The sequence below is a fragment of the Reinekea blandensis MED297 genome, from assembly GCF_000153185.1.
Lineage (GTDB): Bacteria > Pseudomonadota > Gammaproteobacteria > Pseudomonadales > Natronospirillaceae > Reinekea > Reinekea blandensis.
Genome location: NZ_CH724153.1, coordinates 332,346 through 344,529, shown reverse-complemented (window position 1 = coordinate 344,529; position 12,184 = coordinate 332,346). Strand labels below are relative to the sequence as shown.

Sequence of the window (12,184 nt, the reverse complement as noted above, 5' to 3'; positions counted from 1 at the left end):
TGTCGACGAAGTCGTCGAAGAAGGTGCCGTTGCCCGCAGTAAGGCCGATGCTCCGGATATCGACGGGCAGGTTTTCCTGGACAACCAGACGCACTTGAAGCCCGGGGACATCTGCGCGTTGAAGTCGAAGAAGCGGACGAATACGACCTCTGGGCGCACCCGGTATAAGCGCAAACTCTTATTCTGCCAATTCAGAATAAGTCGGCTCAGGCGACTGTAGCAGACGCCTGAGCCACCTAACTCTGTCTCAGAAACGGCGGTTGATCACATTTCACTCAAAAACAGCGGACTAAGGTCTCAGTTTTCAGTTTAGGTGCCCGACAGCATCTTGTGTCGGCAACCGGGAACCCGATAATCAGCCTCTGAATTTTGCGCACCATGAGGAGGCCCCATGCGTTTAAGTGTTGATGAGCAATGGATGCTCGCTTATCTGAATACCCGTATTCATAACTGGGGCGATGTAAAAAACGACGCCGGCAAGACCATACACAAAGTTAAAAGTCACGATGACTTCATTGCCTGGGTCGAGTGTTTTTTACCGAAGTCCCGTCGAGAAGAAGTGTTGCGAGCGTTGAAGCAGTTCAAGCAACGCAAACGTGATCAGAAACCAACGACGTCCGTCAGCCAGGTACCGGTAAACCTGGACGCGCGTGCGGCCAAGTTGCTACTGGAACGCGCCAAAGCCGAACAGTGCTCTGTTTCGGAGTACCTGTTAAAAAAGCTGGCCTGATCGGCCAGCCTGCTCATTTCTCAGCCGACACCTTACACAATCGCATCGACATCATCTGAACCTGTTTGCCGAAGACCAGAATGATGGCAAACGCCACCGGCCATGCCAGCACCCAGGATTTCAACCAACGTTCTACAAAGGCACCATCGATGCCTGTATTAATGGCGGTAATGATGGCCGTCATGATGGTGACCATCAAAACCGACATCAGAACGGAATGTACAATTCGCTGATGTTTAGGCTTCAGCATCGGAATACTCTCTCATTTAATTAAGTTTTTTCTAATATAATAATTTTAACCCGACACTGCAACCCCAAAGCACAGCCGGCGCCATTACCCTTTACTCATAACGCAGCGCATCAATCGGATCCAACCGCGCCGCTTTCGCCGCCGGAAGAATACCAAACACGATGCCGACGCCCGAAGAGAAACCCAATGCCAGAAATACCGCCCAAGCCGGCACTTCGGACGGTGGGAAGTTCGGGATCATGCCGGCCACTCCAGCCCCAATGGCAAAACCAAGACCTAAGCCGACAATACCGCCAATCAGGCTGATGATGACCGCTTCCAGCAAAAACTGCAGCAGAATGTCCGCGCGGGTTGCCCCCAAGGCTTTGCAGATACCCACTTCCCGGGTTCGCTCAGTGACCGAGACCAACATGATGTTCATGATACCGATGCCGCCTACCAGCAAACTGATGCCAACAATCCCACCGAAAACCCAGGTAATGACCTGCGTGATCTGACCGATGGACTGCAACACCTGATCAGCGCTCTGAATCATAAAGTCATTGTCGTCACCGGGTTTCAGACCGTGGTTTCGGCGCAGCGTCTGTTCAACCCGTTCCGTGATGCTGTCGATCCGGTTCACGTCTTCAACCCGCACCACAAAGATTACAAACGGCTGCTGTTGATAACCCATGATGCCAACGGCGGTGGGATATGGGATGTAGACGTAGTTGTCCAGATCCTGCCCCATCATCTGACCCTTGCTCTCCAGCACACCAATCACTTTCAGCCAATGCGGACCGTATTGAATAAATTCTCCGATTGGGTTTTCCGGCATACCCAGTTCATCCCTAACTTTAGGCCCGATGACGGCAACTTTTTTACGACTGTCGGCATCTGTCGTGGTAATGAACCGACCAAGTTCCGGGTAAGAGCTGTCCATTTCAGCGTAATCAGGCATCACGCCAACCACATCGGCGCTGTGCTGTTCGCCTTCGTATTGCACACCACTGTACTCAAACACAAAGGTCTGCGGACTGATCGCAGAGATACCATCGATGCCTTTCAGTTTCAGAAGATCATCGTCGGTCAGGTCACCAATCAGACGACCGTAATTGTCACGACGCTGCTGAATAAACAAGGAGTTAGAACCGTATCCTTCAAATTGGCTGGTGATGGACTCCTCCAGCCCCTGAACCAACGACACCACCGCAATAATGCTCGCCACGCCGATGATAATACCGAGCGAGGTTAAAAAACTGCGCATCTTACTGACGGCAATCGCACGTAAGGCTGAGCGTAATGCTTCCCATAAAATGGCCATCAGTGCTCCTCCTTGCCCGTGGTCATCGCACTTCGGGAGTCTTCAATGATCTGACCATCTTTCAACCGCACCTGCCGGTGACAGCGCCGGGCGATATCCGGTTCGTGCGTCACCATGATGATGGTTTGCCCCTCACGATGCAGCTCATCAAACAGATTCAAAATATCCGCTGTGGTGCTTGAATCCAGGTTACCCGTTGGTTCATCGGCGAGCAGAATACTCGGCGCCGTTACCAGCGCACGGGCAATGGCGACACGTTGTCGCTGACCACCCGAGAGCTCATTCGGTTGGTGCCCCATTCGCCCGGACAAACCGACACGTTCGAGCAGCTCCTGAGCGCGGGCTTTCCGCTGTCGGTAACTGACCCGTTGATACACCAAAGGCTGCATGACGTTGTGTAACGCATCGACCCGGGGCAACAAATTGAAACTCTGAAAGATAAACCCGATGCGACGGTTTCGTACGGCCGCCAGCTGTTGTCCGGTCATTTCACTGACATCTTCATCAGCCAGCCGATAATGCCCCTCAGAAGGAGTATCCAGACATCCGATGATGTTCATCAGCGTAGATTTACCAGACCCGCTTGAACCAATGACCGCAACATAGTCGTTTTGTTGTATCGACAGATCGATACCATCCAGGGCGTGCAGGGTTTCACCGCCCATTTGATAAGTACGGCGAATGCCACTCAGGCTAATCAGTTGATTCATCAGCCGACTCCATGGCAACCGTCGCGCCATCGCTCAACCGGCGCAGGACCCGATACGGACCGGTAATGACCTGATCTCCCACGCTGATGCCCTCGGTAATGGCCTGATAACGATCATCCTGAGGACCCAAGGAGACTGACCGCATCTGAGCTACGCCCTCTTCAAACACAAACACGCGGTACCCCGTTTCTCCCGCGTCTTCCTGCACCGCTTCAATCGGAACCAATGGAAACGCACGGTCGGTAGAGTTCAGAATCTCCGCACGTGTACTCATACCCGGCCTTAACACCACCTCGTCCTGAGGCTGTACTTCTACCTCCACCGGAAACACCAGGGAGTTTTTACCGGGCACCTGACGCGCACTGGTCGCAATGTCCGTCACCACTCCGTCCAGCGGCGTGTCCAGATAGGCCACTGCAAAAATCCGGACACTCTGACCTTCCAGGACATTGCCGATGTCGGCTTCGTCGACATCCACCTCCGAATAAATCTGAGTTGGATCAACCAAAGTCATCAGCGGAATATCCGCTCCGGTTGCCACGGCCAGTTCACCCACCTTAATGTCCAAAGCCGAGACCATTCCATCCATGGGTGAACGAATCACCGTCTTGTTCAACCGTTTCTGAGCCTGAGCCAGATTAAACTCACTCTGCTCCAGCAGTTGCCGCTGCATTTTCAGGTTCACTTCGGCTTGCGCAATCTGATTGCGCAGGTCTTCCAGCGTTGAAGCCTGAGCAGCATTCTGATCAAAAAGTTTCTGTTGTCGCGCTAACTGAATGTTCAGACTCTCTATCTGCAACTGTGCGCGTTCAATATCAATGTCCCGCAAGGTCACATTGGTTCGCTGGTTGTTTACTTCGGTTTCATAATCGTCCTGTTGCAGAACAATCAGTACCTGCCCTTCCCGGACCGGATCACCTTCATCAACACGAACTTCTTCAACTCGAGCATCCAGTTCAGCCCGAATCCGCCGCTCGTCACCATAGCGCAGTGTGCCGGTTGCCAGCACCGTTGACTCGATCGGCTGTTCAATAACATCAAATACACGAACTTCATCAACCGCCGGACCACCGCGTTGCTGTCCAACCAGACTCAAACCGACAATCGCCGCGATAATGACCAGAACAAGCAAAAGTTTTTTCATAACCGCACCTCAGAGCAGATAGGTCAATCCGTAATGCAATAACGGAGGGATAAGCCCGACAATCGTCGCCGTGGTGACACTGCTGCGAGTCAGTACTGAGAATCCGTAACCATACAGGGCATACGCCCAGACATTGCCAACCGTCAGGGCCGAGGCAACATCGAAGTTGGCTTCGTCGTAAGTCATGTTTAACAGACTGGCGAGGCTCGTTTTATCAATGTCTGTCAGGTAAACAAAGCCGTCTGCAAGCCCATAGCTAACGGCGGAACTCAGGATGGAGATCAACCCAGGCAGACTTCCCCAGGCAACGAGAGACAGGCACTGCCCAAAACTGAACTTCTCTTCAGCCACCAGTGTGGCCGCCAGGAAAAAATACAAAGCCACGATCAGATAAACCACCAATGACCCGATGCCCGCCGATGCAACAGACGCGATACGGATGACCGACTCATTCTGCAACATCAGGTCAATTTCTTCCGGTGACGTCACCTGCCCGGAGATTTGAATGGACGTTTCCATGAATGGATACAGATCGATGGTGAAGAAGTACCAACCAAACACCGCTAACGTACTGGCAATGAGGATAAGAAGGGGCCACCAGGGTGACAGTGTTCGATTGCGGATACTTAAAAAAACCTGCTGCGGTGCGGCAAAGACATCCGTCAGTGCGGATAACGTATTTGTCGACATTCCAGTCTCCTTCTGGGCATGGTGAGAACACCGTGCTATCGAGCTGGCAGACTGGCCTTTGTCCTGCTTTTGGTCGCTGCCGGAGAGCGTCTCGCCGGTGCTGAATTGTTGTTATTCAAGTCACAGTATTGTCGAATCGTCCGCAAAGAAACAGTGATAAAGGTCATGGTTCCCATCACTGCTGCCCCACTGTTTAAAAGGCGCTGAGCTACTCAACGTTCCTGGATTAAAGCTGGAACAGCATTAGGTTTCAATGGGACCGGGAAAGACCGGCAATGCCGGTCTACAGAAAAGAAAAAGCCGCGAACTTCGCGGCTTTCAGAGGCATCAGGCCAGGGCTTTCTGTGCCATTTCCAGCACATCAGGAGACAGATCCTCGGTGGCCAGAATGTGGCTCAGCGCGGACTTCATCATCTCACCGCGTTCCGGCGAGAACCGTTTCCAGTTTTCCAGTGGTTTGATGAAGCGGGCCGCTACCTGTGGATTAATAGCATTCAGAGTCGCGACCTGTTCGGCCAGGAACTGATAGCCCTCTCCGGTATCGTCATGGAAAGATTTAAAGTTGCCGGCAAAACCACCCAACACACTGCGTACCTTGTTCGGGTTTTTTAGATCAAACGCTTCGTGCTGCATGAGATCCTTCAGCTGCGATACGCTCACGTCAGTGGCACTGGTTTGCAGAGATAACCAGTTCTCGACCATCTGGGTATCGTCTTTCCATTGGCGATAATAATGCACCAGCAACGCTTCTTTACGACCGGCATCGTCCGACTTGAGCACAGCGCTCAAACCATTCAGGCGGTCGGTCTGGTTATTGGCGGCACGGTACAGTGCTTCGGCGTAGTTCAATGCCTCATCGGAACCTGCCTTAACCCAATACTGCAGGCTGAGTCCCTGCAACTCCCGACGTCCGGCTTCGGCCGCATCAAACCGATATGGGTCCGCGCTGGCCAGTGACTGCGTCATTGACTGCCACTGATCGACATACTGAACGGCCAGATGATTCAACAACTGATCACGTGCGGCGACCAGACGCTGAGCATCAATGGTGTCAGAGTTATCGACCAGCAATGGATACGTCGGCAGTCTCAACAAGGTCGCTTTAATAGCATGTGACAGTTCGGCATCGTTCAAAGCAGCCTCAACGACGGCATTCACCGCGTCGGGTACCCGATCGAAAGCCCCCGATGCCAGACTGAGAATGGTATCCATGTAAATCTGCTGGATAGCATCGAACCGGTTAAAGGCATTCGGGTCACGTGTGGCCAGCAGCAGAACATCGGCTTCCGGACGGTCAAAGCGCACACGCACCGGTGCTGAGAAATCCCGGAACAGACTGGCGACCGGCGCTTCGGACAGACCCCGGAAGGTCACCGTGGTTTCGGCTTGTGACAGCGTCAAAACCTGAGTGTCCGCATTAAAGTCGCCGTCACAATCGATGGTCAGTTCCTGGCCAGATTGATCCAACAACGCCATTCGTACCGGAATCACAAACGGTTGTTTTTCGCTTTGGCCGGGGGTTGGTTTGCAACTCTGTTTGAAGGTAAGCTGATAGGTATTGGTTTGTGCGTCAAAAGCCTGTTCGATGTCGACTTGTGGCGTACCAGCTTGCGTGTACCAACGCTTAAACTGAGTAAAGTCCTGACCACTGACTTCCGCCATACAGGCAACAAAATCATCGGTGGTCACCGCCATGCCATCGAATCGCTCAAAGTACAGATCGCTGCCCTGACGGAACAGTTCATCACCCACCAGTGTGTTCAGCATACCGACCACTTCGGCCCCTTTTTCGTAGACCGTGACCGTATAAAAATTATTGATCTCGATGTATTCCTGCGGCTGTACCGGGTGAGCGTTTGGTCCGTTGTCTTCCGGAAACTGATAATTTTTCAGGAAGTCGACATCTTTAATACGCTTCAGGGTTCGATCGTGCATATCGGCGGTGAACTCACCATCGCGAAACACGGTAAACCCTTCTTTCAGCGAGAGCTGGAACCAGTCGCGGCAGGTTACCCGGTTACCACTCCAGTTATGGAAGTATTCATGTGCGACAATGGCTTCAATACGTTCGAAGCGATCGTCGCTGGAAGTTTCTTCCGACGCCAGCACCGCTGCACTGTTGAAAATATTCAGACCTTTGTTTTCCATCGCGCCCATGTTGAAAAAGTCACTGGCGACTATCATAAAAATATCCAGATCGTACTCACGACCAAACCGCTCTTCATCCCATTTCATGGAACGCTTGAGCGACTCCAGAGCAAAGGTGGTTTTATGAGCATTGTGCTTCTCGGCAAAAATACGCAGTGAGACCTCACGACCTGAACGGGTCACAAAGGTGTCGTCCTGCCGAACCAGATCACCGGCAACCGTGGCAAACAGGTACGCCGGTTTTACAAACGGATCGTGCCAGGTGGCAAAGTGACGGCCACCTTCCAGCTCACCTTCTTCGATGGGATTACCGTTGGCCAACAACACCGGATAAGCGGCTTTGTCCGCTTCAATCCGCGTGGTAAAGGTCGCCATTACATCCGGACGATCCTGATAGAAGGTGATTTTCCGGAACCCTTCCGCTTCGCATTGCGTGCAGTACATGGTGCCCGACTTATACAGGCCTTCCAGCGAGGTATTCTCATTAGGATGAATGTGCGTCACGGCACGGAACACAAACTGCGCTTTCGATGGTTGCAGTATCAGTTGTTCATGTTCGTAGTGGTAATCTTCAACAGCTACGTCATCGATAGTCATTTCAATAATGGTTTGATCGACACCATCAAGTTTCAGTGGTGGTAACTCACCGTCGCCGTTTCGTTCAATGCTGAGCCGGGATTCAACTTCGGTATGATCATCGTGGATACGAATCACCAGATCGGTGTGTGTAATCCAGTAATCCGGCTGTGTGTAATCCTTCAGTCGGATGGTCACGGGTGTTTCAGTTCTCATGAGGCAGGTCCATTCTTTTTTATCGTGTGGTGACGGTCACTTCATAGCCGCCAAATCGTCGGATGTTGATAACGCCGGTATCGAAAATCAGATACTGTCCTTTAATACCGACCAAAGTGCCTTCGACAACCGGAGTTTTGTCGAAGTTAAAACTGCTGACTTTTTCAGGATATCGCTCAACCGGGTACTCAAACTCAAAAACGGCGCCGTGTGTTAACAGTTGAATCGCACTGAGTCCGTATTGCTCGATCAACGGGTCAAGCTCTGCACGCGCCTGTTCAAACAGCCGGTCTCTCTCGGCTGGCATGTCTAACGTTTCCGCGGAGCCTTTGAGCATGGTGCGCCAGTTGGTTTTATCGGCCACATGGTTTTTAAAGGCAACTTCCAGAAAGCCCGCCAACTGCCGGGTGGTCACCCGGGCAATGGCCAATGCCTGTATGGCGCCCTGATCGATCCATCGTGTCGGAATCTGTCCGCCTCGGGTAATGCCGACTTTCAATGAACTGGCATTGGAAAGATAAACGTAATGCGTTTGCATACAGTTCCGTTCACCCCAAGCCGGTTCGCGGCAGGTACCGGCATCGTAATGACACTTTTCCGGTGACATGATGCAGCTGTCGTTTTGGGCTAACGACATAAAATGTTTATAGCAATAGCCTTGCCCAAAACTTTTATTAGTAGGTTCACCACAGTGCAAGCAATAAATCTGGCCGCTGTGTTCAAGCCGCAACGTTTGCCCGATTAAATCGTTCAACACCAAGCGAGATTCGCCCACCGGCAGGCGATACTGCACCTGTTGACTACTGAGCCAGGTGGTTGGCATTTTTCGCAGGATGCCGGTTGTTTGCTCACCTTCGGCGGTCGTATCGGCAAACAGGTCCGGAGTCATGATGTGCCCTCTTCAGAATTCAGCGTTACGGTTTCGATGGTTTCTGTCGAAGACTTACAGCCTTGTGAGATATAGCCTGTGCGTTTTTCAACTGGCACATCATTGCGGACTTCGTACTTAATAATGGCTTCCAGACACAGGCTCTTCTGTTCTTTGGTCAGTGCCTGACCAGTCGGCCAACGACCCAGCTCCACCGACTCACGAAGTCGACTGTAGATATCCGGTGTCATGTTCGTTGCGAGTTCATCGAAATTCATTCTTCGGCCTCGTGTTCGTTGTTTTCAATGCGATTTCCCCAGCCGAGTTTCGTCCGGCAGGTTTCAAAATAGTTGTGTCCCTGCAGATGAATCAATCTCACGCTGTAAGGATATTTGGTAATGTGCAGTTCATCGCCATGCTGCAGCTCCAGATGATTCTGTGCATCCAGACTGACGTGAGGTGGCAGATTGTTTTTGTGGCCGATTCTGATGCACAAATTTGCCTGAGCACCGACCACAATGGGCCGGTTGTTCAATGAGTGCGGAAACATCGGCACTAACACCAAAGCATGCATACTCGGATGCACCAGCGGTCCGCCGGCACTGAGCGCATAGGCTGTGGACCCGGTAGGCGTAGAGACGATCAGCCCATCGGATTTCTGACTGTAAACAAACTGATCATCAATATAGAGATCGAACTCAATCATCCGAATCGATTGGCCCGGATGTAACACCACATCGTTTAAGGCGCAGTCTTCGGCCACCACCGAACCCTCTCGATGCACCTGCGCGCGCAGCAGAAACCGATCCTCCAGCTGAAAGTCGCCGGCAAACACGGCATCGATACCGGCTTCCATTTCCGAGGGCATAATGTCGGTCAGAAACCCGAGCCGGCCACGGTTGATACCCAGCATTGGCACTTCATAGTGAGCCACATCACGCGCGGCACCTAAAAAAGTGCCATCGCCGCCAACCACAATAATCAGGTCGGCCCAAGCACCCAGAGCATGGCGGTCTTTCGCCGGGCACGAGAAGTCTTCCATTGCATCGGCTAAGGACTGTTCGATACAGTATTCTTTGTGATGCTCCTTCAGCTTCTGTTGAAGTCGTCTGACCGATTGTTCGACACTGCGGCTTTCCAGACGGCCGACAATGCCTATTTTATGAAAATTCGCAGCGAGCTTCGTGGTTGTCATGAATCTGAGGCCTGATCTGAGCGGGCGAAAAGAAGGGTTAGCATAACAAAGGTTTCCTGATGAACGAACACCTGCTTTACCGGGCGTTTACCGATGACCTGGAGTGGATACTGAACACCCCGTCGTTACTACAGGACGACATCCGTCTGTTCCGCCCCGACACGCTGTCATCAATCGATTTGCACAACATTCGACCGGATGCGGAATCGCTGCAGCGAGCGCGGCGGCAAAAACTCGGCTATTACTTCGAGTTTCTGGTCAGAACTCTGTTTGAAGCCCATCCAGACTACGACATCCTCGCGGAAAACCAGATCATTCAAAGTCAATCACGAACCCTGGGCGAACTGGACCTGCTGTTACGACATCGCCCTGATGATCGGGTCATTCATCTGGAACTGGCATTAAAGTTCTACCTGCAGGTCCCCAGCCCGGGGGATCTCTCGACGCATTGGGTCGGCGCCGGCCTGAAGGACTTCTTTCATGCCAAGCTGCACCGGCTGTACCATCATCAGCTGCGTTTGCCCGAAAAAGCCCGAGTCAGGAACTGCTGGCCAGAAGCACTGCCGTTTCCGGATGAGAGCCTGTTGTGGTTACCCGGCCGACTCTATGTTCCAGCCCAGGCAGACAAGTACGCCCAGCCTGTCACTCACTTTATGGACACTCCCTGGCTGCTCAACGAAAAAGCACACTGTTCTTATTGGCTTGAGGCCGAGCAAGGCATTCCGCCACAGGCGCAAGCGCTGGGCAAAGCCGATTGGCTGAATGGTCGGCCTCTGAATGACCATTCCAAGCCCTTGCCGGCACAATTTTCACATCCATCCTATGCTTCACCGATCTACGTGGTACCCTTTCACTGGTATTCAAACGCTCTTCACGCCATTCACAACTATCAACAGACACTATGACCGATCAATTTATCAGCACGCATATCACTCTCAGCCAACTCAACGAACTGCCCGTCCTGCGCATTCACAACAAACAGGCCAATGCGACCATCGCGCTGCAAGGCGCTCACCTGATCGAATACAGCCCGGTCGGTGGCACTAATCTGCTGTTCGTATCCGAAGCTGAAACCTATCAACAAGGTCAGGCCATTCGTGGCGGCGTCCCGATTTGCTGGCCCTGGTTTGGTCCTCACCGCAATCAACCCGATGCACCTGCACACGGTTTCGTCAGAACCTGCGAATGGAGCCACGAAATTGTTGCCGACGAACCGGATCGCACCGACATTCGTTTTTTTCTGATCACCGATGGATCAGATCCTGGCTTTCCCTACGCGGCGCGGGTCGAACTGCTGGTCAGCATCGGCGCCACCTTGGTCATGTCGCTGAGCACCGAAAATCTCGGTGACGAGCCCTTCCTGATCAGTCAGGCATTACACAGCTATTTCCGCTGCAACAATATCGACGATGTTCGCCTTCACGGCCTCAGCGGTGCTTGCTATAACGACAAAGTGACCGGCGAGAATGCCTATGTGCCAAGTGACCTGGTGATCAACCGGGAAATAGACTGGGTGATTCAGGATTCCGGTGAAGCCATTGCCCTGATTGAAGCCGGCCAGCCGCGTTTCAAGCTCAGCCGTATTGGCAGTCGCTCTGTGATTCTGTGGAATCCCTGGATCGAAAAAGCCAAAACACTGAGTCATTTCAATGAAGAAGAGTATCGACAGATGATCTGCATTGAAGCGGCCAACGCGACTGAAGACAGCCGCCTGGTAAAACCGCGGCAAAGCCACGTTCTGGTTATGGAAGTCGCGGGCGGTGAAACTCACTAACACCGACCCCGGATTGTTGGCGGCGCTGGACACTTTGTTAAGCGAACAGCCTTCTGGCATCGGGGAAATGGAGTTGATGAACGCTCTGGATAAACGCTATCCGGAGCTGTTCCCACGCCCTGATCTGAGTGACCGGTTGCTGTTATTTCAGCACCATTTTCTGCTGCGTCACCACCTCTACGTATTGCAACAACAACTCAGCGAGGCCGGCACCGGTTGGCTGGAGCTGGAGCTGGTGACCATCACCAAACGCCCTCTTAACTCATCAACCCTACAACAGGTGGGTCGCTTTGATGGCGTGCGGGATTATTATCTGGATTTAAACAACCTCGCCGCAGAAACTCAACAAAGTGTCGATGAGATGATCAGCGGCTTCTGGAAAGCCATGGCGGCGTATCAACAGGCGCCTGAGGCACGTCAGGTTCTCGGCTTAACCGGCCAGGAAAGCCGCGAGGAAATCCGGGGCATCGTCCGCCGGCTGAGCCAACAACATCACCCGGACAAAGGCGGCGACCCGGAAAAATTCCGGGCCATTCAGCAGGCTTGGGATCAGCTTAAAAACCAACCGGACAGCTGAAGC

At 52.6% G+C, this 12,184-nt stretch carries 14 protein-coding genes; 5 read left to right on the top strand and 9 right to left on the bottom strand.

What is annotated here, in order from left to right; genetic code table 11:
* Positions 1-220, top strand: a 220-nt coding sequence (locus MED297_RS22460) for a hypothetical protein (protein WP_008046886.1), incomplete at its 5' end; no start/stop codon positions are given.
* A 171-nt stretch (positions 221-391) separates the two neighbouring features.
* The gene (locus MED297_RS16365; protein WP_008046885.1) at positions 392-730 is read left to right on the top strand and encodes a hypothetical protein; all 339 of its coding nucleotides are present in this window, start codon (positions 392-394) and stop codon (positions 728-730) included.
* A 13-nt stretch (positions 731-743) separates the two neighbouring features.
* On the opposite strand, the gene MED297_RS16360 is transcribed toward MED297_RS16365, so the two are convergent.
* The 9 genes from MED297_RS16360 to MED297_RS16320 form a co-directional block, all read right to left on the bottom strand.
* Positions 744-980: a DUF2798 domain-containing protein gene (locus tag MED297_RS16360; protein WP_008046884.1), complete on the bottom strand. Its 237-nt coding sequence runs from the start codon at positions 978-980 to the stop codon at positions 744-746.
* Positions 981-1,071: 91 nt separating this feature from the next.
* Entirely contained in the window at positions 1,072-2,283 is a 1,212-nt protein-coding gene (locus tag MED297_RS16355; RefSeq protein ID WP_008046883.1) for an ABC transporter permease, read from the bottom strand.
* Positions 2,283-2,993 (bottom strand): ABC transporter ATP-binding protein, encoded by a 711-nt coding sequence (locus tag MED297_RS16350; RefSeq protein WP_008046882.1) that lies wholly within the window; start codon positions 2,991-2,993, stop codon positions 2,283-2,285. Before MED297_RS16350 ends, MED297_RS16355 begins: the two co-directional genes overlap by 1 nt.
* The gene (locus MED297_RS16345; protein WP_008046880.1) at positions 2,977-4,137 is read right to left on the bottom strand and encodes an efflux RND transporter periplasmic adaptor subunit; all 1,161 of its coding nucleotides are present in this window, start codon (positions 4,135-4,137) and stop codon (positions 2,977-2,979) included. Before MED297_RS16345 ends, MED297_RS16350 begins: the two co-directional genes overlap by 17 nt.
* 9 nt (positions 4,138-4,146) lie before the next feature.
* Complete coding sequence (locus MED297_RS16340) at positions 4,147-4,827, bottom strand: YIP1 family protein (protein WP_008046879.1); 681 nt, start codon at positions 4,825-4,827, stop codon at positions 4,147-4,149.
* Between the two features lie 327 nt (positions 4,828-5,154).
* Complete coding sequence (gene pepN, locus MED297_RS16335) at positions 5,155-7,767, bottom strand: aminopeptidase N (protein WP_008046877.1); 2,613 nt, start codon at positions 7,765-7,767, stop codon at positions 5,155-5,157.
* A 19-nt stretch (positions 7,768-7,786) separates the two neighbouring features.
* Positions 7,787-8,656, bottom strand: coding sequence for a DUF2797 domain-containing protein (locus MED297_RS16330; protein WP_008046875.1), 870 nt, complete (start codon positions 8,654-8,656; stop codon positions 7,787-7,789).
* Positions 8,653-8,913, bottom strand: a complete 261-nt coding sequence (locus tag MED297_RS16325; protein ID WP_008046873.1) for a YeaC family protein — start codon at positions 8,911-8,913, stop codon at positions 8,653-8,655. The genes MED297_RS16330 and MED297_RS16325 overlap by 4 nt, the downstream gene beginning before the upstream one ends.
* Positions 8,910-9,830, bottom strand: coding sequence for an NAD(+) kinase (locus tag MED297_RS16320; protein ID WP_008046871.1), 921 nt, complete (start codon positions 9,828-9,830; stop codon positions 8,910-8,912). The genes MED297_RS16325 and MED297_RS16320 overlap by 4 nt, the downstream gene beginning before the upstream one ends.
* A 59-nt stretch (positions 9,831-9,889) precedes the next feature.
* On the opposite strand from MED297_RS16320, the gene MED297_RS21520 reads away from it, so the two are divergent.
* From MED297_RS21520 to MED297_RS16305, 3 genes are read left to right on the top strand one after another with little or no spacing between them, the layout of a single operon-like run.
* A complete protein-coding gene (locus tag MED297_RS21520) occupies positions 9,890-10,735 on the top strand; it encodes a DUF1853 family protein (protein ID WP_008046869.1) in 846 nt (281 codons plus the stop codon).
* Positions 10,732-11,604, top strand: coding sequence for a D-hexose-6-phosphate mutarotase (locus MED297_RS16310; RefSeq protein WP_008046867.1), 873 nt, complete (start codon positions 10,732-10,734; stop codon positions 11,602-11,604). The genes MED297_RS21520 and MED297_RS16310 overlap by 4 nt, the downstream gene beginning before the upstream one ends.
* The gene (locus tag MED297_RS16305) at positions 11,591-12,181 is read left to right on the top strand and encodes a DNA-J related domain-containing protein (protein ID WP_008046866.1); all 591 of its coding nucleotides are present in this window, start codon (positions 11,591-11,593) and stop codon (positions 12,179-12,181) included. The genes MED297_RS16310 and MED297_RS16305 overlap by 14 nt, the downstream gene beginning before the upstream one ends.
* The last annotated feature ends 3 nt before the right edge of the window (positions 12,182-12,184 follow it).

Bases quoted from the DNA above. Each gene is read 5' to 3' on its own strand.
- MED297_RS16310 (WP_008046867.1), top strand. From the start codon at position 10,732: ATGACCGATCAATTTATCAGCACGCATATCACTCTCAGCCAACTCAAC.
- MED297_RS16325 (WP_008046873.1), bottom strand. From the start codon at position 8,913: ATGAATTTCGATGAACTCGCAACGAACATGACACCGGATATCTACAGT.
- MED297_RS16340 (WP_008046879.1), bottom strand. From the start codon at position 4,827: ATGTCGACAAATACGTTATCCGCACTGACGGATGTCTTTGCCGCACCG.
- MED297_RS21520 (WP_008046869.1), top strand. From the start codon at position 9,890: ATGAACGAACACCTGCTTTACCGGGCGTTTACCGATGACCTGGAGTGG.
- pepN (WP_008046877.1), bottom strand. From the start codon at position 7,767: ATGAGAACTGAAACACCCGTGACCATCCGACTGAAGGATTACACACAG.
- MED297_RS16360 (WP_008046884.1), bottom strand. From the start codon at position 980: ATGCTGAAGCCTAAACATCAGCGAATTGTACATTCCGTTCTGATGTCG.
- MED297_RS16345 (WP_008046880.1), bottom strand. From the start codon at position 4,137: ATGAAAAAACTTTTGCTTGTTCTGGTCATTATCGCGGCGATTGTCGGT.
- MED297_RS16355 (WP_008046883.1), bottom strand. From the start codon at position 2,283: ATGGCCATTTTATGGGAAGCATTACGCTCAGCCTTACGTGCGATTGCC.
- MED297_RS16330 (WP_008046875.1), bottom strand. From the start codon at position 8,656: ATGACTCCGGACCTGTTTGCCGATACGACCGCCGAAGGTGAGCAAACA.
- MED297_RS16350 (WP_008046882.1), bottom strand. From the start codon at position 2,993: ATGAATCAACTGATTAGCCTGAGTGGCATTCGCCGTACTTATCAAATG.
- MED297_RS16320 (WP_008046871.1), bottom strand. From the start codon at position 9,830: ATGACAACCACGAAGCTCGCTGCGAATTTTCATAAAATAGGCATTGTC.
- MED297_RS16365 (WP_008046885.1), top strand. From the start codon at position 392: ATGCGTTTAAGTGTTGATGAGCAATGGATGCTCGCTTATCTGAATACC.